Genomic DNA, 25,302 nt, shown 5'->3' on the forward strand with positions numbered 1-25,302 from the left:
ACAATCGTTGCGGCCTTCTTTTTTGAAATGATCTCTATCGCATCAGCAATATACTTCCCTGCACCTGGAACGGATTGCCCAGTACATCCTTACCACGGATTATATAAAAATAACTTCCCGCCGGCAGATCGGTCCCGTTCATCCTGCCATTCCAGCCCGCGCCGATCGTTTTGGTGGTGAATACTTCATTGCCCCAGCGGCTGTATACGGAGAAAGATTCCAGCGAGGATATCATCGAATATTGCGGGCGGAATACATCATTCATACCATCGCCATTGGGCGTGAACGCTGTAGGCACACCCACCGTTATCTGGTCTACTGCCTTCACGGTTACCTTCGCGGGCGGGCTCTTGCAGATGTCCGCGGAGGCAGTTACGTAATAACTTGCATCCTGTTGTAAGCCCGGCAACACAAATACGCCGGTGATATTCTGCTGCAACGGGAATGCGCCGGAAGCATCCGCGTATAAGGTGTATATAGCGGGATAAGAAACGGCTACGGTTATACGGAGCGGCAACCCCTTGCCGATAGTAATGGACTGATCAGCAGGCGGCTCCAGTAATGCGGATACGTTTTCCACGAAGCAGGCATTTGACTTCACGGTACACCCGTACTGGTCCATCGCTTCAACAAAATAACTACCCGCTTTCAGGCTTTTCACTTCCCGCTCTGTGCCCATCAAAGCACCGGAAACATCCGTCCACTGAACCTGGAACGGCCCCGAGCCGTTCACGGCGGGCATGATGATGGAGCCGTTTGCCATCCCGCAGGTTTCGTCCGTGATCTGCGGCACACCATCCAATACCGGCAGGATGCGTTGTGGGATACTCGCGGTGTATACTTCCAGTTCGCAGCCGTCCTGGTCCGTAAGATAAAGTTTATAATCGCCGGGACCGATATTCGCCAGTGTCCGGCCGTTCCCCAATGTAGTGTTGGTAGCGGCGTTCGTCCACCTGATATCCGTTACCTGTGCGCCGGAAATATCCGTGATCCTCACTTCTCCGTTCGATTCGTTACAGATGGGCAAATGTATTTCCCCTTTAACGTTCCAGCCGGAAGCCTGCATGCTGGGTAGTGTGATCCACACCGTTTGTGCGGAACAGTTATAGCTGTTGCCTAGCGTCAGCATATATTCTCCGGCGGGCACGCCTGCAAGGTCGGCGCCGTTGCCAACTACAGTGCCGGCACGGTTGCGCCAGGTATAGTCCGAAGCACCATTGGCGAGTATGCCCGTTATGGAACCCGGCTGGCTGTTGCAGCCCGCCGGCTGTATCTTCATCTGTGTAATATCCAGCGTAATGGCACCCTCTGAATTGATGACCACCGGCGCGGAAATAACGGCGGAGCAAGCGCCCTGATCGTCCAGTTCCAGCCGGTAAGCGCCTGCTGCCAGGTTCTGAAGATCCTCGGTATTACCGATCACATTATCATTGGCATCCAGCCAGCGTATGGCTAAAGTACCTGTGCCACTGAGCTGGATGTTGCTGATAGTGCCGTTGTCGTTCATACAGGTAGCGGGTGTCACTGTCATATTGCTCACGTTGATGACCGGCGCCGGCCGATCGGCGAGCACCACCGGGTCGCTGACAGCAAAGCAGGTGGGCGTGCTGTATACGAAGAGGCGGTAAGTGCCTGCCGGAACGTTCACCAGGTTCAAGTCCGTACCAACGATCTCATCTCTTTCATTCAGCCACTGCATGGTATTCTGATACCCTTCGGTGACGATCATGTTCAGGATGGAACCGCCGCTGCTCCCGCAGGGATTAACAGTGGTCACACTTGTCTGAATAATATTGGGTTTGGTATTGCGGATGTCGATCCTGAGATATTGCGGGGCGCAATCCGAATGCGGGTCGTTGCTGGTGGAAACATACAGATAATAAGTGCCCGGTGGTGCCAATAAAAGGTCCGGGGTATTACCCACCACATTCCCGGAAGCATCTTCCCATTGCATGGTTACAGCGCCGCTTACAACTACCCCTGTTATGCTTCCCGGCGCACCGCACAGGGAAGGGATAATTTCCAATTGCTGGATATTATAGGCGGCCCTGGTAAACATCGAGGTAGCTCCCTGCTGGTTCGTACCGGTCACCACCACGTCAGGCGTGAGTGCGCCGGTAAAAGACCACTGCCCTGCCGCGTTCGCGGTTGTGGTTCCTATCAGTACCTTTCCGGTACATTCCGAGCGGGGATTGCAATGATCTGCTTCGTATACTTCTATCAAAGCATTAGGTTCGCTGCGGCCGGTTATCGTATTGCCGCTGAAGGTTTCCATAAAAACGGTTTCCAGGGCCTCAATACCCCTCTGAGAGGTGCAGAAGATACTGTTCTTTTTAATAGTGGCATTATGGTAGTCCTTCACGTATACCCCGTGGATGCCGCCGGCGATGTAGTTCTTTTCAGCGGGAAGATCTCCGCCTATCAACGTTTTGCCACCGGTATTCCACACCGTGACGGCGGATTCGAATATATCGGCTGTATATACGGTACCGGTAATGTCTGTATTCACTTTGTTCCCCTGCACTTTTATTTCCCCATACCCGCATTGCAGCTCCATGTAGCCGGACAGGAAATGATTGTTCAGCACCAATATCTGCGTTTCTGTAACCCCTGGTATGGCCTGGCAGCTGATAAACAGGCGGGTTTTGCCCCTGGCAACCGTGGCAGCCGCGTCCCCGGACCAGATGTTATCATGTATGTTGTAAACACGGTTCCCTTTCATCACGCGCACGGCAAACTCCTGCATGATCACTTCCGCGTTGATCTGGTTATGGTCTATCTCTACATCCGCCGCGCTCCATAGCTGCATCTTCGGCAATCCTCCCCCCAGGTCCGGCAGCGTGGTACCGTCCGGCTCCAGGCCAATGATATTATACGCGATATGAATGCCGGCAGTGTTGCCCGGCGTAACCACATCAGTGCCGATCCCTCCCCCGGCGGCATTCAGCACATTCCCTTTCCCGGGTGCGCCAATGGTCACGTTTTCGCTGTCAAAAAGAGAAATACAGTAAGCCCCGGTTTCGGGTATACGAAAGTCCATATGAAGGCCGTAAATGGCCACATCACTGGCGCGGAACACCTTCAGCATGTGGAAAAAACCCGCGCCTACCAGGCTCGTCTTTAATAACCTCACCTTCGCCCCGCTGATGCCAAAGGCTGTGCCAGGCTGCGTGGTGCCGTCTATTTCGATATTGGAACTGAGCGCCGGAAGCTCCAGTTTGTCGAGGATGATCGTCCTGTCCGCCAGCGTGGTGCCGGGCAGGTTGAAGTGGATACGATCCCTGTCCGCTGTTCCGTTGGCATTTGCCCTGTCTATGGCTTCCCAGAGGGTACCGGGGCCACGGTCCAGTTTGGAGGTAACGACGATCGTTTCGGCCCTGAGAGCCAATGTATTGAGGAGTAAAATAAGAATAGCGGCTGTCCTGTGAATATGTCGCATGGTAAGGGAAACTCACAACAAGATACAAAAAAGCCCGGGCCTTTTACAGCCCGGGCTTTTACCTATTGTTCGCAGTAATATTAATACTTATTTAACTTCCTCGAACTCCGCATCGGTTACCGCATCGCCTGCATTACCCTGCTGGCCGGCGCCTTGCTGCTGCTGGCCGGGTTGAGGTCCGCCGTCCGCACCGGGCTGGCCCTGTGCCTGGGAAGCTTTGTACAGTTCTTCTGATGCTGCCGTCCATGCAGTGTTCAATTCGTTCACCGCGGCATCGATCTGCGCAACGTCCTGTGTTTTCTGCGCTTCACGCAGTTTTTCCAGGGCGGCTTCGATCGGCGCTTTTTTATCGGCGGGGATTTTATCACCGTATTCTTTCAGTTGTTTTTCTGTCTGGAATACAAGGCCTTCCGCCTGGTTGATCTTTTCAACCTTTTCGCGTGCCGCTTTATCTTCCGCTTCGTTGGCTTTCGCCTCCGCTTTCATTTTTTCGATCTCCTCCTTGTTGAGGCCGCTGCCGGCTTCAATGCGGATGTTCTGGGATTTACCGGTGCCCTGGTCCTTCGCGGTTACGTGGAGGATACCGTTGGCATCGATGTCGAACACCACTTCGATCTTGGGCACACCGCGTTGTGCGGGCGGAATGTCGTTCAGGATGAAGCGGCCCAGCGTCCTGTTCTGTGAAGCCATCGGCCTTTCACCTTGCAGTACGTGTATTTCCACGCTCGGCTGGTTGTCCGCGGCGGTAGAGAATACTTCGCTCTTTTTGGTGGGGATGGTGGTGTTGGATTCGATCAGTTTGGTGAACACACCGCCCATGGTTTCGATACCGAGGGACAGCGGGGTAACGTCTAGCAGCAGCACGTCTTTCACTTCACCTGTCAGTACACCGCCCTGGATAGCAGCGCCTACGGCTACCACTTCGTCAGGATTCACCCCTTTATTCGGCTTTTTGCCAAAGAATTTTTCCACTACTTCCTGGATGCGGGGGATACGGGTAGAACCACCCACCAGGATCACTTCGTCGATCTTATTGATATCCACGCCGGCATCCGCGATCGCCCTGCGGCAAGGCTCCAGTGTTCTTTCCACCAGGCTGTCGCTGAGTTGTTCAAATTTGGCGCGGGTCAGTTTTTTCACCAGGTGTTTGGGCACACCGTCCACCGCGGTGATATAAGGCAGGTTGATCTCTGTTTCCTGGGAGGAAGACAGCTCGATCTTCGCCTTTTCAGCAGCTTCTTTTAAACGCTGCCAGGCCATCGGGTCCTTATGCAGGTCTACGGCTTCGTCTTTTTTGAATTCATCCGCCAGCCAGTCCATGATCACTTTGTCGAAGTCATCACCGCCGAGGTGGGTATCACCATTGGTGGATTTTACTTCAAACACGCCATCGCCCAGTTCAAGGATGGATACGTCGAACGTACCACCGCCGAGATCGAATACGGCGATCATGCTGTCGTGGTGTTTTTTGTCCATGCCATAAGCCAGCGCCGCGGCGGTAGGCTCGTTGATGATACGGCGAACGGTAAGACCGGCAATTTCACCGGCTTCTTTGGTAGCCTGGCGCTGAGCGTCGTTGAAGTATGCCGGCACGGTGATCACCGCTTCGGATACTTCCTGGCCCAGGTAGTCTTCCGCTGTTTTTTTCATTTTCTGCAGGATCATCGCAGAGATTTCCTGCGGTGTGTACAGCCTGCCGTCTATATCGATACGCGTTGTATTGTTGTCGCCTTTTGCTACTTTATAACTTACGTGGCTCAGTTCGTTGGATACCTCGTCAAAATGGCGGCCCATGAAACGCTTCACCGACATAATGGTGTTTACAGGGTTCGTGATGGCCTGGCGTTTGGCCGGGTCACCTACTTTCCTTTCGCCGTTCTTTAAAAACGCAACTACGGAAGGCGTTGTGCGGCGGCCTTCATCGTTTGCGATCACTACCGGTTCGTTACCTTCCATTACGGCAACGCAAGAGTTGGTAGTTCCTAAGTCAATACCTATGATTTTTCCCATAATTATTAATGTTCTCCTTTGTGAAACAGTGTTGCCCGGGAAGGGCTCCCGGACCTCATCTAGCTAGTCAATGATTATGCCAAGGCAGATGGATATGAAAATATGTCAGTCCCGGTTAACAACCGTGTATGTCTTTTAAAAAGAAGTCCGGATATATAGAACACAGTGGCTTGGAATTTGTTTCTCAGTAGTACAACTAACCGTAATCATATGAAAAATTTCACGCTAAGATGGGCCTTCCTCCTTATGGCCGCATCGCCCCTCACGCTTGTTGCCCAAACCCCGGAACCAGCAACTTCCACGCAAACGCCCAAAGGCGGCCTTTTTGGAGGCAGCCAGCAGTTCAGGACCTTTTCGATAGGTGTGAATGGCGGGGTACTGATACCGGCTGTAGCTACCGGCGGCAGCAACGACTTCACCAAATGGCAGCTGAACTACGGGTACGGCGCCTACGTTAAATGGCAACTCCTCCACTTCCTTGCCCTCCGGGGTGACTTTGTAGGCGGTAAATTAAAGGGAGACAACAGCGAAAAGCTGGGCAACGGCCAGAATCCCAACAGGGCCGTAGAGAGCTTCGAGACCTCCCTCAACTGGTCCGGCAGCCTGAACGCCGTATTTAACCTGGCTACCATCAACTGGCTTCACCGCCAGAGCGCCGCACAGCTCTACGTGTCCGTGGGTGGCGGCCTGGCGGGTTACAAACCCACCATCACCACCGCCAGCGGTACCCGCGACTACAAATCCTCCGGCAGCATCAACGAGTTTTTTGTCCCCGTTGGCGCCGGTGTGAAATTCAAACTGTCAGACTTCCTCAACCTGGACCTCGGGTACACCATGCATTACCTGGATGGGGATAACCTGGACGGGTTCAATTACGGCAGCTCCAAGGACAAATACGCTTACGGCTATGCGGGCCTGGAATTCGCCCTCGGCGACCGTACCAAACCGCAGCTGGCCTGGCATAATGCCCCCGCGGTGATGTACGACGACCTCGTGGCGCAGAAAGACCAGCTGAAGCTGGAACTGGACGCCGAAAAGGAAAACAACGCCAAACTGGCCGCCAGTGTGGCTAAACTCCAGGCAGACAGTGACGGCGACGGCGTTTCCGATCTCTTCGACAAATGCCCGAACACCCCGGCCACGGATAAAGTGGACGGCGCCGGCTGCCCGCTGCCCAAAGACACCGTACCGCCCGCACCGGTTAAAGTCATCATTACCGAAGACGACCGCCGCCTGGTACGCGATGCCATCGCCAACCTCGAATTTGCCACCGGCAAGTCCGACATCCTGCCGAAGTCCTTCGCATCGCTGGATAGAGTGGCAGACCTCATGATCCGGAAAAACCTGAGCCTGAAACTCGCCGGCCATACGGACAATGTAGGCACCGAAGCCAATAACATGCGCCTGTCCAAAAACAGGGCTGAATCCGTGAAATCCTACCTTACCGCGAAAGGCGTGAACCCAAGCCGGATAGAAGCTACCGGATATGGCGAACTGCAACCGATCGCGACCAATAAGACCGCCGCGGGCAGGCAGCAGAACCGCCGCGTGGAATTCACGATCTTCTAGTGTACTGACAATCATATGACAACATGACAAAAGCCCCACAACCTGGGGGCTTTTTTCCCGGCATACTATTTGTTAAAGGGGTTCGTACAACTTTAACATATTATGAAAAATCTAACTCTTTTGCTGTTTTTTGTATGTACCGCATTCGCGGCCGGTGCGCAGGAAGTGAGCTTCGGCGCCAAAGGCGGCCTGAATATCGCCAAAGTGACCAGTACGGACAATAGCAAGACCCGCGCCTCTATCCATCTCGGCGCATTCGCCCGCATCGGCATTACCGAAGAATGGAGCGTCCAGCCTGAACTGGTGTATTCCGGCCAGGGTTACAAATGGAACCCGCCCGTGCTGGACAGGATGAATTTTGCGGTGAACTACATTAACCTCCCCGTGATGCTGCAATATCATATTATCCCCGAATTCCACCTGGAAGCCGGGCCGCAGATCGGTTTCCGCGTAGCGGCCAAAGCCAAATTCACTAACGGTGATGCGCTGGACATCAAAGATGAAACAAAAGGGGTCGATCTCGGCCTCGGGTTCGGCCTGGGGTATACGTTTGACATGGGCCTGGGTGTAGGCGCGCGGTACAACTTCGGCCTCACCAATATCTGGGACAACAACCGCGATTCGGGCAACAACAGCGTAGCGCAGATCGGTGTGTATTATATCATCGGGAAAAAGAAATTCTAAACAGACTCTACCCTGTAAAACCCATGGCAGTGCATCTACGGGTGCACTGCCTTTTTTATGCCAGCCCCAGCACGGGCATAAAGCTCCGCTCGTCCACGATATGATCGGCCACTTCATTCACTTTTGCATGGGTGGCGTTGAAGGCGATGCCGGTACCGGCCTGCCGGATCATACAGATATCATTCACCCCGTCCCCTATCGCCAGCGTATTTTCAAGGCTGATGGCGTAATGCGAGCGCATATGATGCATCATATTACATTTGCAGTAGTCGTGCATGCAGCCGCTATCGTCCACCCGCAGGAAGTTTGCCGGGATGCTTACCACGCCCGTGGCTTTCCCCTCCTCGAAACTGAGCACGTTCGCACAGGAGAAATGCATGCCCAGCTTTTCTTTCACATGATTGGTGATGCAGGTGTAACTGTCGCTGATAATGCCGCATACATACCCTCTTTCAATCAGCGAGGCCACCACGGCGGCCGCGTCTTCCACCACCGGTATCGACTGTACGACGGCCACCAGCTCTTCCTGCGTCCTGCCTTTCAGCAGTTGCGCGATCATCTGCGTGCGCACCACGTCCGGATGGCATTCGCTGATGATGTGTTGTAATTGTTCCGTAAATCCAAGTTGAGCGGCGGCGGTGTGGATGAAGCTGCGGTGGAGCAGGGTATTGTCCATGTCAAAAATGGCCATTTTCAGAAAAGAAGTCGGGTTAGCTGCGGTATGCATAACGTTGCGTTCGGTGAATAATCGGCGGGATAATAGGATAGAATGATACAAAGTTACGGAATTAACCCGGGGCCGGGGAATGAACATTGTGTTAAAAACCATCCGCTTAATTGCCCGGCTGGGGTTATAGCCCAGCTATTCCCAACGGGAAAAAAGACAATTTGCGGCCCCATCGTATCCGCAACGGCGGATGGGGATGATATGAAAACAGGGGATGTTGGGCAATAACCCAACATTCTGTTACCTTTGCCGTCACAAGTTTCAACTGAATGAGCGTAGTTTCTTCCATAAAACAAGCCGCCGCCGCGGCTGTACAGGCATTATACCAACAGCCCTTTACCGTTGCGGATGTAGCGGTGAATACCACTAAACCGGAATTTGAAGGGGAATACACCATCGTCGTGTTCCCGTTCACCAAATTCAGCCGCCAGAAACCGGAAGAGACCGGGCAGGCGCTGGGCAGTTACCTCGTGGCCAATAACCCCGGACTGGTAGCCGGCTTCAACGTGGTGAAAGGTTTCCTGAACCTCAGCATCCACCAGGACTACTGGCTCGGTTACATCCGGGACGCCCATCAGAACCCGCACCCCGGGCAGAAACCCGCCAACGGCAAAAAAGTAATGGTGGAGTACTCCTCCCCCAACACCAATAAACCCCTTCACCTCGGCCATCTCAGGAACAACTTCCTGGGTTTTTCCGTTTCCGAGATCCTCAAAGCCAATGGTTTTGAAGTGATCAAGGCAAACCTGGTGAACGACCGGGGCATCCACATCTGCAAATCCATGCTGGCCTGGCAGATGTTTGCCCACGGCGATACCCCGCAAAGCAGCGGTATCAAAGGCGATCATCTCGTAGGCGATTATTACGTGAAGTTCGAGACCATCCTGCGCGAACAGGCGGAAACCATCATTTCAGACGTACTGGAAGGGAACTTCAAGGATTTTGAAGGAGAGGAAAAAGAAAAGATCATCAAACTCCACACCCTCCTGCACAAACCTGACATACAGGCCGATGCGGAGAAAGCGGGAAAAATAAAAGACGAGATCAAAGAGCTGAGCCGGAATAAAACGGAGATCATGCAGCAGGCCAAGATCATGCTGCAGCAATGGGAAGCCGGCAACCCCGAAGTACGGGCGCTGTGGCAGACCATGAACAGCTGGGTGTACGAAGGTTTTGAAAAGACCTACAAACGCCTCGGCATCGACTTCGATAAAATGTATTTCGAAAGCAATACCTACCTGCTCGGTAAAGACGTAGTGGAACAGGGTTTGCAGAAAGGCGTGTTTTTCCGCAAGGCGGACAACTCCGTGTGGATAGACCTCACGGCGGACGGCCTGGACGAAAAACTCGTGCTGCGCGGAGACGGCACCTCCGTATACATCACGCAGGACCTTGGCACCGCGCGCCTCAAATACGCGGACTTCCATATGGATGAGAGCCTGTACGTGGTGGCGGATGAGCAGAACTACCATTTCAAGGTACTGAAGCTGATCCTCGAAAAGCTCGGTGACCCTTCAGCGGCGGGCATTGCACACCTCTCCTACGGCATGGTGGAGCTACCGCACGGCCGTATGAAAAGCCGCGAAGGCACCGTGGTGGATGCGGACGATATGATCGAAGAAATGATTTCGACCGCTGCCTCGCATACGGAAGAACTGGGTAAAGTGAAAGGTTTTTCCGAAGAGGAGCTGCGCGAGCTGCATGAAACTATCGGGCTGGGCGCTATGAAGTTTTTCCTGCTGAAAGTGGACCCTAAAAAAAGAATGATCTTTAATCCTGAAGAATCCATAGACCTGCATGGCTTTACCGGCCCCTTTATACAGTACAGCCACGCGCGTATCAAATCCATCCTGCGCGAGTTCTCCACCGCGGACCTCGCCTCCCTGGCGGATTACCGCCACAACGCGGAGCTGCTGCCGATGGAAAAAGAACTGATCATGATCAACGAGCAGTTCGACGGCGTGCTGGAAGACGCGCAGAAAGAATGGAGCCCTTCCGTGATCGCGAACTACGCGTTCCTGCTGGCGCAGACATTCAACTCCTTTTATGCCAAAAAAGAAAACGGCAAATACATTTACTCCGTGAGAGATGCAGAGACGGAGGACAAACGTAAGCTGCGCCTGCAGATTGCGATGCTCATGGCCAATACCATCAAACAGGCCATGAAGCTGCTGGGCATCCAGGTTCCTGAAAGAATGTAAAAAAGCTCGTCATTGCGAGAAGCAGCGGAGGAGTTTGTGCAGGAGCCGCGACGAAGCAATCTCCACATATTGGAGTACCTCACTTCAATGAAGGAGATTGCTTCGTCGCCCTTCCCACTTAGCTCCGCTGCTTCTCGCAATGACGAGCTTACTTGTTAACGGTAGTTTCTGCATTACAGCGTCCGATAAATATCTTTCTGTCTTTTAATGCCGCAATTTTTAGTGCAGCTGCAGCGCCTGGTCGCAGATGCCCTGGCCTTTGGCCACCTCACCCGAACAGATATACGATTTTCCGAGCATGAACATCGCGAAGGCGTTCATGGGCTGAAGCACTAGGATGTGGTTCCATTGCGCAACAGCCTGCGGGTAATCCTGTTTTTTGTAATAGGCATTGGCAAGGCTCTGCATAATTTGAATGTCATTGGGCCTTAAGCTAAGCGCGGCTTGCAGGTTACGGATGGCGTCGTCGAAGGCCGACTGTTTGAGTTGCGCCAATCCCAGGTTCACATAAAGTTCTGCATTTCCGGGGTGCCCCAACCTGGCGGCCTGCTCAAATGCCCCGGCAGCGTTTTTGTAGTTTTTCATGTTAAAATGCATCATTCCTGATTCGTAATATACACCGGCAGAGGTACTGTCTGCTTTCAGTGCTTTTTCGTAGTATGTAAGTGCTTTTGCATAATCTTCTTCCTGCGCGTGCAGCCTGGCGATGCGGCATAGCAGCACCGGCTGGTCCGGCTCCTCCAGCAGCGCAAGTTCCAGCGCCCTGACCGCTTCGGCGGGATGGTCTAAAAAAGAATAACTCAGCCCGATGATACTGTTCATATGCGGCGCGCCCTGCTCCTTTGCCCTGAAAGCGTAGGTGAGCGCATCTTCATATCCTTTCTGTTCAAAATATATCTCCGCGAGGGCGGCCAGGGCTTCCCCGTGCCCGGCGTGCTGCTCCAGCAACAGGAGTAATTGCTGCTTGGCGGTCTCCGGCTGCTGCTGAAGACGGTACAGATTGGCCAGCTCTATATAGGGAGCGGCATAACTTTTATTGGCTTTGATGGCGGCGGTGAATCGTTCTTCCGCCTCTTCAAGGCGGCCGTTGAGCTTCAAGCGGAGACCCTGCTCATACAGTTGCCGGGCGCGTTTGTCGGCGCCGGGGCTATCCGCTGTGGCCGGCAGCGCAAGGCATAGCGGCAGCAGGATGCATAGGTACAGTAGGATACGGTATAGGAACATAGTCAAAGCGCAATGGCGCCTGACTCAAATATACACAATTTGTTTAATTTATAACATATCACTCGAAGAAAATGATAACGGCATCAGGCTGCCCGCATCCCGGATGATGATCACCGGGCCGGTAAGCCCTGCCATAATGATCCGGATGGGGGTGCCGAAACGCTGCTGGTATTCGCAGATGGTCTGCCGGCAGATGCCGCAGGGGGAAATGGGTTTTACGCTGCTTCCCAGCTCATTACGATAGCTTACGGCCAGCGCCTGGACCGCGACGCCGGGGTACAGGGAAGAGGCCGTGGAAAGGGCCGTTCTTTCCGCGCAGATACCAACGGGGTACGAGGCGTTTTCCTGGTTGGTGCCGGTCACCCGCTGGCCGTTGGCCAGTTGCAGGGCCGCCCCTACCCTGAAACGGGAGTATGGGGCATAGGCGTCTTCCACCGTTTTACGGGCCATTTCCAGCAGGGAAAGGTCATCCGCGGGCAATTCGGACGCAGCTTTATATTCCTCGTATTCAACCTGTTGTATCTTTTTTTCCATATCGTCGGGTTTAAATGGGGGCGGCAAATGACAGGAGCCGTTCCTTTTGCGGCCCCCGAAGTTACTTCTTTTCGGTTTTCGCAAAGTGAACGGCTCCCCGTTATGCTGAATTTAGCAGTTTGTCTATTTGATCGTGCTGAACAGGCGGCTCCAGCGGATGCCGTTGGTCCCGTAGCTCATCCAGATCAGCCAGGCTTTGCCCACCACGTGGTCTTCCGGCACAAAGCCCCAGTAGCGGCTGTCCAGTGACTTATGACGGTTGTCGCCCATCATCCAGTAATAGTTCATTTTGAAGGTATAACTGTTGGTAGGCTGGCCGTTGATGATGAACCGACCGTCTTTGGTTTCGAGCGTATTTTTCTCGTACACCGAGATGACACGGCGGTAGAGTTCGATATTGGCGCTGTCCAGCTGTATGGTGGCGCCTTTTTTCGGGATGTAGAGGGGGCCGAGATTGTCCACCGTCCATTTAAAATGCGCGGTGTCCTGCGGCCATACGCCATCCACTACCGGGCTGATCAGAGGCTGCACGTTGCCGTTCACGACCGGCATGGCTTTTATGGCTTTTTCTTCGGAAGGCGTGAGGTTGTAGAACAGTTTGCCTACTTCCAGCACTTCATACGGGTTGGTAATGCCCATTTCCTCCAGCCTCATGGTATTCAGCGGGTCACCGTTGTTCGTGGTCACTGCGTACTGGCGCTGGCCGGCCGGCGGCGGGTTTTCAGGCACGCCGTTCACCACCACGATGCCTTCGCGCACTTCCAGGGTATCCCCCGCTATGCCCACGCAGCGTTTGATGTAATTCTCCCTTTTGTCCACCGGGCGTGATATGACACGGTACTGGCTCCATACGCCTTCCCTGCCCATGCGGCGCACGAGGTCGTAATAACTCTCGTCCGAGCGCTCCAGGGCCACGGTATCCCCTTCCGGGAAGTTGAACACCACCACATCGTTGCGGCGCACGTCCCCAAAGCCCGGCAGGCGGCGGTATTTCCACTGCACAGCCTCTGAATACGCTTTGGTGTATTTGGTGAGGGGAAGGGTATGATGGGTAAATGGCACCGCCAGGGGTGTCATGGGTACGCGGGGGCCGTAACTAACTTTGCTCACAAACAGGAAGTCGTTCACCAGCAAGGTTTTTTCCATAGAAGGGGTAGGGATGGTATAGGCCTCGAAAATGAACGTTCGGATCAGTGTAGCCGCTATGATAGCGAAAACGGCCGCATCAATCCACTCGCGGACCGCGGACTTTTTCTTCTTCGGCTGCCCGTCCTTCTTTCTCCAAAATGCCAGGTTCATGCTGTGTTGTTTAGTTAGTAAAGAACAAATATAATATTCTGTTAATTGTATGCCAGTTTTAGCCCGCAAAAGTTTTCTTAAAAAAATCCCACTTAAGTTTACGAAATAGAATAAGCGGAAAACCAGTTTATTTCTATTTTTGTTTAATCCTATATCCAGAACATTGAACAGTTTCACTATAAAAGACATTGAAAGCCTTACCGGTATCAAGGCGCATACCATCAGAATATGGGAGCAACGTTACAATGTACTTCGGCCCAAGCGGAAAGATACGAACCACCGCGTGTATGACAATGGGGACCTGAAGCACATTATGCGTATCGCCTATCTGTACCGTCACGGCTATAAGATCTCCAAGATCGCCAATATGAGCGAGGAAGAGATCAAACAGCTGTCATTGGAGGAAACCGGCCACAAAGGCCCCCATCTTTACCAGGTGTATATCAACCAGCTGGTGGAGGCCATGATAGACTTTGACCAGGTGAAGTTCGAAAAGATCTTTCACAACATCCTGCTGCGCATGGGTTTCGAGCAGTGTATGCTGAAAGTGATCTACCCCTACCTGGAGCGCATCGGGCTGCTGTGGCTGGTGGACTGTGTAATACCTGCGCAGGAGCATTTCGCCTCCAATATCATCCGCAAAAAGCTGATGGTAGCCATAGACGGGCTGGACATCCCCATGCAGGACCACGAACGTTTTATGATCTTTCTCCCGGAAGGGGAATTCCACGAGATACCGATTCTTTTTATCCACTATATGCTCAAAAAACATGGTTGTACCGTGGTGAACTTCGGCGCGAACGTGCCGCTGGAAGACCTCCGCTTTTACACCGAGCGCAAACAGGTGGAGCACATCTACACCCACGTCATCACCAATTTCCCGCAACGGGCCCTGGATAATTTTATCAAAGACCTCGGCCGGCTCTTCCCCGGCATCCCCGTGTCTATCTCCGGGCCGCAGGTAGCGCGCATTACCGTACCGCTGCCGGAAAACCTGACCGTGCTGATGAGCATGGACGAAGTACTGCAATATGCCAGGAGGAAAAGTACCGAAAAGTCTTAAGCCAGTTCTCTTTCAATAATACGGCTGATCTCAGGGGCGCGGTTCATGACCATAAAATGCCCTCCTTTTACGATGGTGTGCGTCGGTTTTACGTAGCGGCGCGGGAAAGGCCGGTCTGAACTGCCGTGGATATGCACCATGGAAGGCGGCACCCATTCGTTTTCCCAGCTCAGCACTGTGGCCAGCGCCCAGCGCATATAACGGAAATCTTTTTTCTGCATGTAGTCCTTCAGCAGCTGTACTTCTTCCTCACTGCCCGATTGCATGAACAGCCTTACGATATGTTGCCGGTTGCCGAACAGCAGCCTGTCCGGCAGGTTGCGCAGCAGCATCCGCGCCATGCCGTTGTAATACGGCGGCAGCTCCTGTTTATGTTTTACGCTGGATACGATGATCACTTTTTCCACCGGCAGCTGTTTCGCAATTTCGATGCTCATCATACCGCCAAAGGACAGGCCCAGCAATACCGGGTTCGGGTGAAGGATGCGGCGGGCGAGCCTGGCGGCATATTCCCCGATAGGTTCGTCATTCCCCAGCGGATTGATCCAGGGGAGGTAGTGCACGTCGTAGCCTTCCGGGAAAGTGAGCCGGCGGAAAACGCGTTCGTCCGCGCCCATGCCGCTGATCATGTATATATGCTTTTTACTCATCTTCGGCGGATTTTCGGATGCCGTACCGTTCCATTTTGTTATAGAGATGACTTCGCTGAATGTCCAGTTCCTGGGCCGTACGGGATACATTACGGCCGTTCTTGTTCAGCATGAATTCGATGAATATCTTTTCCACTTCGTCCCTGAAATCGTGCAGCCGCGTCAGTATCAGCAGCTCATCGTTCAGGTAGTGGCTTTTTTTTTCTCGTGATTGGGTACCACATAGTTTTCCACATCATCTGCGGTGATGGTTTTGCCGCTGAGGATCACCAGTCTTTCCACTACGTTGCGCAGCTCGCGGATATTGCCCGTCCAGTGATGGTTCTGCAGGGCCTTCATGGCGTCTTTGTCCGCCGTTTTGCGGGCCATGCCGTATTCCTGGCAAACCGTGTCCAGGAAATAATCCACCAGCAGGGGCACATCCTCCCTCCTGTCGTTCAGCGAAGGCACATGGATGAGGATCACGCTGAGGCGGTGGTAAAGGTCGAGGCGGAAATTTTTCTCCTCCACTTCTTTCAGCAGGTCTTTGTTCGTAGCCGCCACCACGCGTACGTCCACGCTTAATTCCTTGTCGCCGCCCACGCGGGTGATCTTTCCTTCCTGCAATGCGCGCAGCACTTTGGCCTGTGCGCTCAGGCTCATATCCCCGATCTCGTCCAGGAACAGTGTGCCGCCGCTGGCCTGTTCAAACTTGCCGATGCGCTGTTTGATCGCGGAAGTAAAGGAACCTTTTTCATGGCCGAACAGTTCGCTTTCGATCAGCTCGCTGGGGATGGCCGCGCAGTTCACCTCCACCATCGGGCCGTTTGCCCGGTTGCTGTAGGCATGTATCCAGCGGGCCACCAGCTCTTTACCGGCGCCGTTTTCACCGGTCACCAGCACGCGCGCGTCCGTAGGCGCCACTTTATGAATAGTGTCTTTGATCTTTATTATCGGGTTGGACTCCCCGATCATTTCGGGGGTTTTGTTCACCTTTTTGCGCAGCGTCTTCGTTTCCGCCACCAGGGTGGTTTTGTCCAGCGCATTGCGGAGAGTGATCAGCAGGCGGTTCAGATCGGGCGGTTTGGAGATGTAATCGAACGCGCCTTTTTTCACCGCATCCACCGCCGTGTCTATATTCCCGTGACCGCTCACCATAATGATGGGCACGTCCGGATTGATCTCTTTTGCTTTTTCCAGGAACTCCAGGCCGTCCATCTTCGGCATTTTGATATCGCACAGCACGGCATCGTAGGCCTTGGCCTGGAACATTTTATAACCTTCCGCCCCGTCCGCCGCTTCTTCGATCTTATACCCTTCGTAGGTCAGGATCTCCGAAAGCGTTTTCCGGATACTTTTCTCGTCATCTATAATCAGGATATTGGCCATAGGTTGTCTACTATTTTAAACAGTGCCAAAAATAAAGGAAAAGACGGAACCTACCACAAAATACTCTCATGGTGCAGCAGTAACAAAAATAAAACTTGATGGATGGCCGGTTTGCATATATAAAAGTCTACTGATCTTGTCGGTTTTTGTGTAATTTTAGCCCGTAGCAGGTAACTATCCGTTATGATGAAAAAATTACTGGAGCAATTAAAGGCGCGGCACGCGGCCGCAGGAGAATCGGCATACCCATCCTCAGAAGAGGTATGGGCTTTTTGCAGCGACCTGGTGAACTGGCTTTTCCCTGAGCATAACGGCAAAGTGCTGGATGAAGCGGCGCTGGAACAATATGCCGTGAAACTGGAAACGCAGTTGCAGTTGCTGCTGGCGAACATGGGCCCGCAGCTCAAAGACAGCCCCGAAGCGATCGCGCGCAATTTTATGGAACAGGTGCCCGGCATTTATGCGGACCTTACCAAAGACGCCGAAGCGATCCTCCAGGGAGACCCTGCCGCCACCTGCCTTTACGAAGTGATCCGCGCCTATCCCGGTTTTTACGCCATTGCGGCTTATCGTGTGGCGCATGGCCTGCACCTGCTGAAGGTGCCGCTGCTGCCCAGGGTGATCACCGAATTTGCGCATGCGCGCACGGGGATAGACATCCATCCCTCCGCCGAGATAGCGCCCTGGTTCTGCATAGACCACGGCACCGGCGTGGTGATCGGCGAGACCACCGTGATAGGCCCCCATGTAAAAATATACCAGGGCGTAACCCTGGGCGCGCTCAGCATCGACAAATCGATGGCGCGGGACAAACGCCACCCCACCATCGAAGAGCATGTGGTGATCTACGCGGGCGCCACCATCCTTGGCGGCGACACTGTAATAGGGCACCACAGCGTTATTGGCGGCAATGTGTGGCTCATCAAAACCGTAGAACCTTATTCCCGGATCTATTATAAAGCAGACGGCAGTATAAAAGTGATATAAAATGAGATCAGTTCTGGATTTAGTGGGCAACACCCCTATGGTGGCCCTGCAACGCATTCCCGAAAACCCTGACGTAACCATCTATGCCAAGCTGGAAGGCAACAACCCCGGCGGCAGCGTAAAAGACAGGGCCGCATACGGCATGATCAAAGGCGCGCTGGACCGTGGGGAGATCAGGCCCGGCATCAAACTCATAGAAGCCACCAGCGGCAATACCGGTATTGCGCTGGCCATGATAGCCAATCTTTTTAACGTGGAAATGGAGATCGTGATGCCCGAAGACGCCACCCGGGAAAGGGTGCTCACCATGGAGGCCTTTGGCGCCAAAGTGACGCTCACCCCGAAAGAACAAAGCATGGAAGGCGCGATCGATTATGCGCATGCGCAGGTGCAGAAAGGGGGTTACCATATGCTGAACCAGTTTGCCAACCCCGATAATTACGGTATGCATTACCGCACTACCGGCCCCGAGATCTGGCGGGATTCCCAGCATGGTATTACACATTTTGTGTCCGCCATGGGCACTACCGGCACCATCATGGGCGTGAGCCGCTTCCTGAAAGAGGTGAACCCGGGTGTACAGATCGTGGGCTGCCAGCCCACAGACGGTTCCAAAATACCCGGCATCCGCAAATGGCCGGAAGCATACCTGCCCAAAATATTCGAACGCCAGCGGGTGGACCGCATTATGGATATTTCCGAAGAGGAAGCCCGGATTATGACGAACCGCCTGGCCCGGGAAGAAGCCATCTTCTGCGGCATGAGCAGCGGCGGCGCAGTTGCCGCGGCCGTGCGTGTAGCCCGCGAGCTGAACAGCGGCATTATCGTCTGCATCATCTGCGACCGTGGGGACCGATACCTCAGCTCCGATCTTTTCGGTTGATTTTCAATTTATTAATACTTACACAACCTTTATAAACAGCCCCGGGGAAGCCCTCCGGGGCTGTTTATTTTATGTCCCAAAGCAGCCATAGTATTATGATCCTTCCAGGATATGGCATTGATATCCTGTTCATAAGCCAATGATAAAGCATAGATAAGGCATATCTTTAAGATATGCCTTATCTATGGGATATATATGCCTTATATATGGGACATATATGCTTTATCCCTATCGTAAGGCAGTACTATGGCTGCTTTACGAGAACACTACATATACGCTTACAGGGAATATTGGCAGAAATGCCTCCCGAGGATAAGGTTGTGACAGAAGATGTTGCTAAAAATGACCTTTGGAGGGCTATTTGCGACAAGCGATAGGATCAAAGGAATCTTTTGGATAGCTGCGACAGGTAAGAGGACGTTACTGAAATCCTGCTGTGATCCTTCAATCATTCTTCGGTGGTGTTTGGTCGTGGTAGGGGTTTGAGGGTGTTTAACCGAAGAATGGGCAAACAAGAGGGGAAGGATAACCCGGCGGAAAGGGCATAAAAAAGCCCGTTCCGTTGGAACGGGCTCTTCAGAATATCTGGAAAGAAGACTATTTCTTCATATACATCACTTCTTTCACCAGTTTCACTGTCCTTTCGATATCGGGGAGGTACAGTTTCACCAGGTTCGGCGCGTAGTGCATGGGTGCGTCTACTGCGGTGATGCGGCGGATGGGAGCGTCCAGGTAATCGAAACCTTCTTTCTGGATGCGGTAAGAGATCTCGGAAGAGATGCTGGCGAAAGGCCATTGTTCTTCCACGATCACCAGGCGGTTTGTTTTCTTAACGGACTCCAGGATGGTAAACCAGTCCAGCGGGCGGATGGTACGGAGGTCGATCACTTCGGCCTCGATGCCTTCCTTGGCCAGCTCTTCAGCTGCGCCCAGGGCTACTTTCATCATTTTATTAAAGGATACGATGGTAACGTCTTTACCAGCGCGTTTGATATCAGCTTTACCGATGGGGATGATGTATTCCTCTTCCGGCACATCGCCCAGTTCGCCGTACATCTGTTCTGATTCCATGAACACCACCGGGTCTTCGTCGCGGATGGCTGCTTTCAGCAGGCCTTTTGCGTCGTAGGGGTTGGATACGGAGATCACTTTCAGGCCGGGGATATTGGCATAATAGCTTTCAAAGGCAGTGGAGTGCTGGGCACCCAGCTGGCCTGCGGAACCGTTAGGGCCGCGGAACACGATGGGGCAACCCACCTGGCCGCCGCTCATGGCCAGCATTTTGGAAGCGGTATTCAGTATCTGATCCAGCGCCAGTACGGCAAAGTTCCAGGTCATGAACTCCAGCACGGGGCGTAACCCGTTCTGGGCGGCGCCCACACCGATGGCCGTAAAGCCCAGCTCGGCGATAGGGGTATCAATTACACGACGGGGACCGAATTCTTCCAGCATACCCTGGCTAACTTTATACGCTCCGTTGTATTCTGCTACTTCCTCTCCCATCAGGAATACCCGCTCATCACGGCGCATTTCTTCCTGCATGGCTTCTCTTAAGGCTTGTCTGAAGGCTATCTGACGCATTTGGTTCTATAAATGTTATTTGAAATATATTCATGCCTTTTTCAAAAGGCAGGGCAAATTTATCGTTTGTTTGCCAAAAAGCAAAGCATTTACATTTTCTCTATCACCATGGCACTCGCTCCGCCGCCACCATTGCAGATCCCGGCTACGCCATAACGGCCGCCCAGGCGCTGTAAAATGGAAGAAAGGGTAATTACGATGCGCGCGCCGCTGCAACCGATGGGGTGCCCCAGCGCCACCGCGCCGCCCCAGACGTTGAGGGTGCCGGGTTTTACGCCCAGGTCCCGCTCATTGGCCAGCGCCACGCAGCTGAAGGCCTCGTTGATCTCTGTATAGTCCATATCCTCCATGGTGAGGCCCGCTTTCTCCAGGGCCCTGCTCACTGCTATGACCGGGGTGGTGGTGAACCATTCCGGCGCCTGCGAAGCGTCCGCAAAGCTCACAATACGCGCGATGGGCTTCAGGCCCAGCTCTTTCAGCTTTTCGCCGCTTACCAGCACTACTGCCGCCGCGCCGTCGTTGATCTTGGAGGCATTGGCCGCCGTAATGGTGCCGTCTTTCTCAAAAGCCGGTTTCAGGAGCGGCATTTTTTCAAAGATCACCTTTTTGTATTCCTCGTCCGTATTGATGACCACGGGCGTTCTGCCGCCCACACCCACCGGCACGATCTCGTCTTCGAAATATCCTTTTTCGTAGGCCGCGGCCACGCGCTGGTAACTTTGTTTGGCAAATTCATCCTGGTCTTCGCGGGTAATTTTGTATTCGGTGGCGCAAAGCTCGGCCGCGCTGCCCATGTGGAAATCCTTGTAAGGGTCCCAGAGGCCGTCGCGCAGGATGCCGTCTGTTACGGCGCCATGGCCCAGGCGGTAACCGTTGCGGGCTTTATCCAGGTAATACGGGATATTGCTCATGCTTTCCATGCCGCCGGCGATCACCACGTCATTGTCCCCCAGCAGGATGCTCTGCGCGCCCAGCATAATGGCTTTCATCCCGGAGGCGCATACTTTGTTCACCGTGGTGGCGGGCACCGTATTGGGCAGGCCCGCATAGAGGCTGGCCTGTGTGGCGGGCGCCTGGCCGAGGTTTGCACTGATCACGTTTCCCATATACACTTCCTGTACCTGCTCCATAGCCACCCCGGACCTTTCCAATGCCGCCCTGATCACCGTAGCGCCCAGCGTGGTGGCGGGCACTGCCGCCAAAGAACCATTAAAACTGCCGATGGGCGTTCTGGCTACGGATACGATAAATACTTCCTTCATATCGGATAATTTGATTTTAACAACCTGGTCCGGCGTTGATCTCACGGGCGGGTCATTGCCTCCCGGTGAAATTTCCGGCCTCCCGGTTCAATGATTTTGTTGTTTTGGTGTTGCGTTTTTGAGAATCTCCAAATATAGCGAATTCCCCCCTTACCGATTTTTCGCTAAGTTTGCAGATGGTAAATATATTTGCCCATTGGTTAATAAATTTGCCAGGAAGTGCTACAAACCCGATAACGATTTGATCTCCCAGAACACGATACAACAGATACTCAACCGGATAGACATTGTGGAAATTGTCGGCTCCTTCGTTAAACTGAAGAAACGCGGCGCCAACTACATGGGCCTCTGCCCTTTTCACAACGAAAAATCCCCCTCCTTCACCGTTTCCGGCAGCAAGGAGATCTATAAGTGTTTTGGCTGTGGCAAAAGCGGCAACAGCATCAACTTCCTCATGGAGCACGAAAAATACTCCTATGTGGAAGCCCTCCGCTGGCTGGCCGCCAAATACAACGTGGAGATCGAGGAAAAAGAAGTAAGCCCCGAATTAAAAGCCAAACAGCAGCTGGCGGACAGCCTTTTTATCATCAACAACTTTGCGCGGGACTATTTCGTTAGAACCATCCACGAAACCGATGAAGGGCAGAACGTGGGGCTTTCTTATTTTGAAGAAAGAGGATTCACGGAAGAGACCATCAAAAAGTTCCAGCTCGGCTACTGCCTGAACCTGCGCGACGCCTTTGTGCGCGAAGCGCAGCATAAGGGCTACAACATGGAGCTGTTGCAGAAAACGGGGCTCGTCACCATCCGCAACGACCAGCCGGCGGACAACTACCGCGGCCGCGTCATCTTCCCGATCCACAACCAGAGCGGGAAAGTGCTGGGCTTCGGCGCGCGCATCCTGGTCAAAAGCGACCGCGCCCCCAAATACATCAACTCCCCGGAGAACGACATTTACGTAAAGAGCAAGGTGCTCTACGGCACCTATTTCGCCCGTCATGCCATCGACAAACTGGATGAATGCCTGCTGGTGGAAGGGTATACGGACGTAGTGTCTCTCCACCAGGCCGGTATAGAAAACGTGGTGGCCTCCAGCGGCACCTCGCTCACCACGGACCAGCTGCGCCTCATCAAAAAATACACCCGCAACCTGACCATCCTTTACGATGGGGACAATGCGGGCGTAAAAGCGGCGCTCCGCGGGCTGGACATGGCGATCGAAGAAGGCCTTAATGTAAAACTCGCGCTCATCCCCGATAAAGAAGACCCGGACAGTTATGTGCAGAAGATCGGCGTGGAAGGGTTCCGGCAGTTCATCGCCGAAAACAAACAGGACTTCATCCTCTTCAAACTCCAGGTATCACTGAAGGAAGCCGGCAACGACACCACGAAAAAAAGCCAGCTGGTAAACGAGATCGCCGAGACCATCGCGCGCATCGACAAGGTGGAGGATTTTACCAAACAACAGGATTACATCCGCCAGTGCAGCCAGCTCCTCAAAATAGACGAGGAAGGCATGGTGACGCTGGTGAACAAATACATCCGCGACCGCCTCACCAAACAGGCCACGCAGGAGCAAAGCCGCTTCAAAAGGGATCAGCCTTCAGGCGACGATGGTGGCCCTTCCCTCGCCGAAATGTACCCCGAGCACTTCGACGAAACCGGGCAGCCGGAGGCTGTACCCGACAACCTGTTCAACAAAGACGAAAAACAGGAACGCGAGCTGGTGAAAGTATTGCTTCGTTTCGGCGATATGATGTTTAACGAAGAACAGAAGACCACGGTGGCGGATTATATCTTCCACCTCCCCTACGACTTCGAATCCCTGGCGGACAGCGAAGTCGTAAAAAAGATCCTGCGCGAATACAAATCCCAATACGACGCGGGCGCTCCCCTGGATAAAAAATGGTTCCTCTATCACCAGGACGAAGAGATATCCAAACACGTAGCCCTCATCCTCGAGGACAAAGAAGCCGAACTAAGCGCCAACTGGCGCGACCGGTTCGAGATCAAGACCGTATACGGAGACGATGCCTTCGTAAAAGACACCATCAGCGCCACCCACTACCTGATCCTCCGCAAGATCCGCAAGCTGATCGAAGAGAACCAGCAGGAGCTGAAAGACGCCACTGATTTTGACATCGTAAAAAGATGTCTTGAGATGGATAAACATCTCAAACAAATGGCAAAGGAACTGACGGATACGGTGGGTACGGTGATCATAAAATAACACTTCCCTTTAAGACTACCTGCCTTAAACTAATTATTTAGTTATATATTACGCATCAAACCCAATATGAAGATGCTGCGTAATTATGCTTTATTGTTGTTATGTAATCTATGCTTTGTTTTACACACCCATGGCCAGGAAGCGGTGGTTTCCCTACGTCTTCCGGATACAGCGGAACAGTACCGCTTTGAGGTCTTTGAGCCGCTGGAGGGCGCATACAACGGAAACCTGAAGACGCAGGAACTCCGCATACAAGGCGGCGGTTCCGGAATGGGGGATTGCAGCGTAGCTTTGAAGAAGCCGGGGTTTGTCCGGTTCAAATGCAATGCCCGGTCTTTTTATGTACTGCTGTTCCCGGGAGACCGCTTGCGGGTGAATGTCTACCCGAACAAAGATATCACGGACTGGGTGACGTTTTCGGGGACTAATGCAGCCGGGCAGCAATTGATCAATACGTTTTATTATCGCCCGTTCCAATACCTCTCTACCACCCCACTCTTTGATTCCCTGGGCAGGCATTATGATCTGATCAACCCGGCAGTACTGTCAATCGCAAGTGCAAGGGCGGCCACTATCGATTCCCTGGTTCATAACGGCGCCCTCAAGCCCGGATTTGCCGCGCTCCTGCGACAAAATACCAACGCTTATATATTCGCGGATGCGGTTGACAAATACCTGACGATACTCAGAGGCAGGAAATACGGGCGTCTGAGCAAGCCAGACAGCATTCTGATCCGCAACAACATCCGGGCACTGTTTGCCATTGCCTCGCCGGTGGCACAAAATACAGAGGCCACCATTGAAGGCGAATATTATGCGATGAAATATCTCAACAGCGGCTTTGCACCTTCCACAGCCGGGGATACCATTACTGTTTTCGGCCCCTACAACAATTACGGCAGGCTACCGGATACATTACAGAAAAACTTGTTGGCCGGCAGCATTATCAGTAGTTACATTTCTTCCTTCGACGAATTTGATAAAACAGCCGCACGGAACTATTTCCGGACAAAATACCCAAACAGCCGCTACAACGGGATTTTCAGCAAACTGGAAGCACAATACAACCCGGATGACAAAGTACTGATAGAACTGTCAAACCTGATTCACATCGACACCTCTGCAAGATCTAACAGCGTCCGCAACCTGAAGGAACTGCACACAGCATTTTTTAAAGACAGGAAAATATTCATTGACCTCTGGGCAACATGGTGCATGCCCTGTATTGAACAATTCGGCTACAGGGAAACGCTGGATTCACTGGCGGCAAAAAATAATATAACAGTCGTATACATCTCAATAGACGAGCCACGTCTCAGCCATAAATGGGCAAAGGACGTCTTCAGGTTCGGGCTGAAAGGTTTTCATTTCAGAGCAGGAGCCGCATTAAAGAATGACATACAACAAACGATCTACGGCAAAGAATCATTCACCATTCCAAGATATATCCTGATCAATGAAAAGGGAGAAATTCTGAGCAAAGACGCTCCAAGGCCCGGAGATGCAAAAGCGATAGCCGCACTCTTTCAACAAACGGTACAAGAATCCAGTCCCAAATAATCCGGACTAAAGTCCTGCTTCCGGTGCTGAT

At 53.0% G+C, this 25,302-nt stretch carries 19 protein-coding genes; 8 read left to right on the plus strand and 11 right to left on the minus strand.

Going from position 1 to position 25,302, the window contains the following annotated elements:
* Positions 1–34: 34 nt before the first annotated feature.
* The gene (locus EG028_RS03270) at positions 35–3,439 is read right to left on the minus strand and encodes a gliding motility-associated C-terminal domain-containing protein (RefSeq protein ID WP_120515629.1); all 3,405 of its coding nucleotides are present in this window, start codon (positions 3,437–3,439) and stop codon (positions 35–37) included.
* A gap of 87 nt (positions 3,440–3,526) precedes the next feature.
* Complete coding sequence (gene dnaK / locus EG028_RS03275) at positions 3,527–5,395, minus strand: molecular chaperone DnaK (RefSeq protein WP_455423412.1); 1,869 nt, start codon at positions 5,393–5,395, stop codon at positions 3,527–3,529.
* A gap of 264 nt (positions 5,396–5,659) precedes the next feature.
* On the opposite strand from dnaK, the gene EG028_RS03280 reads away from it, so the two are divergent.
* Positions 5,660–7,018, plus strand: coding sequence for an OmpA family protein (locus EG028_RS03280; protein ID WP_120515627.1), 1,359 nt, complete (start codon positions 5,660–5,662; stop codon positions 7,016–7,018).
* 102 nt (positions 7,019–7,120) lie between these two features.
* Positions 7,121–7,702, plus strand: a complete 582-nt coding sequence (locus tag EG028_RS03285; protein ID WP_120515626.1) for a porin family protein — start codon at positions 7,121–7,123, stop codon at positions 7,700–7,702.
* 55 nt (positions 7,703–7,757) lie between these two features.
* Here EG028_RS03285 and EG028_RS03290 read toward each other — a convergent pair whose 3' ends face one another.
* Complete coding sequence (locus tag EG028_RS03290; protein ID WP_162946327.1) at positions 7,758–8,429, minus strand: HAD-IB family phosphatase; 672 nt, start codon at positions 8,427–8,429, stop codon at positions 7,758–7,760.
* 269 nt (positions 8,430–8,698) lie between these two features.
* Here EG028_RS03290 and EG028_RS03295 point away from each other — a divergent pair, with 269 nt between their 5' ends.
* Positions 8,699–10,630, plus strand: a complete 1,932-nt coding sequence (locus tag EG028_RS03295) for an arginine--tRNA ligase (RefSeq protein ID WP_120515624.1) — start codon at positions 8,699–8,701, stop codon at positions 10,628–10,630.
* Positions 10,631–10,849: 219 nt separating this feature from the next.
* Here EG028_RS03295 and EG028_RS03300 read toward each other — a convergent pair whose 3' ends face one another.
* From EG028_RS03300 to lepB, 3 genes are read right to left on the minus strand one after another with little or no spacing between them, the layout of a single operon-like run.
* A complete protein-coding gene (locus EG028_RS03300; protein ID WP_120515623.1) occupies positions 10,850–11,854 on the minus strand; it encodes a tetratricopeptide repeat protein in 1,005 nt (334 codons plus the stop codon).
* Between the two features lie 48 nt (positions 11,855–11,902).
* On the minus strand, positions 11,903–12,472 hold the full coding sequence (locus EG028_RS03305) for a cytidine deaminase (protein WP_317127216.1): 570 nt from the start codon (positions 12,470–12,472) through the stop codon (positions 11,903–11,905).
* A gap of 39 nt (positions 12,473–12,511) precedes the next feature.
* Positions 12,512–13,687, minus strand: a complete 1,176-nt coding sequence (gene lepB / locus EG028_RS03310; protein WP_120515621.1) for a signal peptidase I — start codon at positions 13,685–13,687, stop codon at positions 12,512–12,514.
* Positions 13,688–13,850: 163 nt separating this feature from the next.
* Here lepB and EG028_RS03315 point away from each other — a divergent pair, with 163 nt between their 5' ends.
* Entirely contained in the window at positions 13,851–14,750 is a 900-nt protein-coding gene (locus EG028_RS03315) for a MerR family transcriptional regulator (protein WP_162946325.1), read from the plus strand.
* Here EG028_RS03315 and EG028_RS03320 read toward each other — a convergent pair.
* From EG028_RS03320 to EG028_RS03330, 3 genes are read right to left on the minus strand one after another with little or no spacing between them, the layout of a single operon-like run.
* Positions 14,747–15,400, minus strand: coding sequence for an alpha/beta fold hydrolase (locus tag EG028_RS03320; RefSeq protein ID WP_123864541.1), 654 nt, complete (start codon positions 15,398–15,400; stop codon positions 14,747–14,749). The genes EG028_RS03315 and EG028_RS03320 overlap by 4 nt on opposite strands.
* Positions 15,393–15,536, minus strand: a complete 144-nt coding sequence (locus EG028_RS03325) for a helix-turn-helix domain-containing protein (protein ID WP_120515618.1) — start codon at positions 15,534–15,536, stop codon at positions 15,393–15,395. The genes EG028_RS03320 and EG028_RS03325 overlap by 8 nt, the downstream gene beginning before the upstream one ends.
* Positions 15,537–15,583: 47 nt before the next feature.
* Positions 15,584–16,768 (minus strand): sigma-54-dependent transcriptional regulator, encoded by a 1,185-nt coding sequence (locus EG028_RS03330; RefSeq protein WP_120515617.1) that lies wholly within the window; start codon positions 16,766–16,768, stop codon positions 15,584–15,586.
* Between the two features lie 183 nt (positions 16,769–16,951).
* Between EG028_RS03330 and EG028_RS03335 the strand changes: the two genes are divergently transcribed.
* Positions 16,952–17,755 carry a serine O-acetyltransferase gene (locus tag EG028_RS03335; protein ID WP_241559071.1) on the plus strand — a complete coding sequence of 268 codons (804 nt, stop codon included), beginning with the start codon at positions 16,952–16,954 and terminating at the stop codon, positions 17,753–17,755.
* A gap of 1 nt (position 17,756) precedes the next feature.
* Complete coding sequence (gene cysM / locus EG028_RS03340; RefSeq protein ID WP_120515616.1) at positions 17,757–18,638, plus strand: cysteine synthase CysM; 882 nt, start codon at positions 17,757–17,759, stop codon at positions 18,636–18,638.
* 597 nt (positions 18,639–19,235) lie between these two features.
* On the opposite strand, the gene EG028_RS03345 is transcribed toward cysM, so the two are convergent.
* Both EG028_RS03345 and EG028_RS03350 read right to left on the minus strand, forming a co-directional pair.
* The gene (locus tag EG028_RS03345; RefSeq protein WP_120515615.1) at positions 19,236–20,219 is read right to left on the minus strand and encodes a pyruvate dehydrogenase complex E1 component subunit beta; all 984 of its coding nucleotides are present in this window, start codon (positions 20,217–20,219) and stop codon (positions 19,236–19,238) included.
* An 89-nt stretch (positions 20,220–20,308) separates the two neighbouring features.
* Positions 20,309–21,481, minus strand: a complete 1,173-nt coding sequence (locus EG028_RS03350) for an acetyl-CoA C-acyltransferase (protein WP_120515614.1) — start codon at positions 21,479–21,481, stop codon at positions 20,309–20,311.
* A gap of 241 nt (positions 21,482–21,722) precedes the next feature.
* On the opposite strand from EG028_RS03350, the gene dnaG reads away from it, so the two are divergent.
* Positions 21,723–23,711 carry a DNA primase gene (gene dnaG / locus EG028_RS03355; protein ID WP_120515685.1) on the plus strand — a complete coding sequence of 663 codons (1,989 nt, stop codon included), beginning with the start codon at positions 21,723–21,725 and terminating at the stop codon, positions 23,709–23,711.
* A gap of 72 nt (positions 23,712–23,783) precedes the next feature.
* Positions 23,784–25,271: a TlpA family protein disulfide reductase gene (locus EG028_RS03360; RefSeq protein WP_162946323.1), complete on the plus strand. Its 1,488-nt coding sequence runs from the start codon at positions 23,784–23,786 to the stop codon at positions 25,269–25,271.
* The last annotated feature ends 31 nt before the right edge of the window (positions 25,272–25,302 follow it).

This window comes from Chitinophaga barathri (genome assembly GCF_003807585.1).
GTDB lineage: Bacteria > Bacteroidota > Bacteroidia > Chitinophagales > Chitinophagaceae > Chitinophaga > Chitinophaga barathri.

Excerpts from the sequence above, each read along its gene's own strand:
- EG028_RS03270 (WP_120515629.1), bottom strand. The coding sequence starts at position 3,439 with ATGCGACATATTCACAGGACAGCCGCTATTCTTATTTTACTCCTCAAT.
- dnaK (WP_455423412.1), bottom strand. The coding sequence starts at position 5,395 with ATGGAAGGTAACGAACCGGTAGTGATCGCAAACGATGAAGGCCGCCGC.
- EG028_RS03280 (WP_120515627.1), top strand. The coding sequence starts at position 5,660 with ATGAAAAATTTCACGCTAAGATGGGCCTTCCTCCTTATGGCCGCATCG.
- EG028_RS03285 (WP_120515626.1), top strand. The coding sequence starts at position 7,121 with ATGAAAAATCTAACTCTTTTGCTGTTTTTTGTATGTACCGCATTCGCG.
- EG028_RS03290 (WP_162946327.1), bottom strand. The coding sequence starts at position 8,429 with ATGCATACCGCAGCTAACCCGACTTCTTTTCTGAAAATGGCCATTTTT.
- EG028_RS03295 (WP_120515624.1), top strand. The coding sequence starts at position 8,699 with ATGAGCGTAGTTTCTTCCATAAAACAAGCCGCCGCCGCGGCTGTACAG.
- EG028_RS03300 (WP_120515623.1), bottom strand. The coding sequence starts at position 11,854 with ATGTTCCTATACCGTATCCTACTGTACCTATGCATCCTGCTGCCGCTA.
- lepB (WP_120515621.1), bottom strand. The coding sequence starts at position 13,687 with ATGAACCTGGCATTTTGGAGAAAGAAGGACGGGCAGCCGAAGAAGAAA.
- EG028_RS03320 (WP_123864541.1), bottom strand. The coding sequence starts at position 15,400 with ATGAGTAAAAAGCATATATACATGATCAGCGGCATGGGCGCGGACGAA.
- EG028_RS03330 (WP_120515617.1), bottom strand. The coding sequence starts at position 16,768 with ATGGCCAATATCCTGATTATAGATGACGAGAAAAGTATCCGGAAAACG.
- EG028_RS03335 (WP_241559071.1), top strand. The coding sequence starts at position 16,952 with ATGATGAAAAAATTACTGGAGCAATTAAAGGCGCGGCACGCGGCCGCA.
- cysM (WP_120515616.1), top strand. The coding sequence starts at position 17,757 with ATGAGATCAGTTCTGGATTTAGTGGGCAACACCCCTATGGTGGCCCTG.
- EG028_RS03345 (WP_120515615.1), bottom strand. The coding sequence starts at position 20,219 with ATGCGTCAGATAGCCTTCAGACAAGCCTTAAGAGAAGCCATGCAGGAA.
- EG028_RS03350 (WP_120515614.1), bottom strand. The coding sequence starts at position 21,481 with ATGAAGGAAGTATTTATCGTATCCGTAGCCAGAACGCCCATCGGCAGT.
- EG028_RS03360 (WP_162946323.1), top strand. The coding sequence starts at position 23,784 with ATGCTGCGTAATTATGCTTTATTGTTGTTATGTAATCTATGCTTTGTT.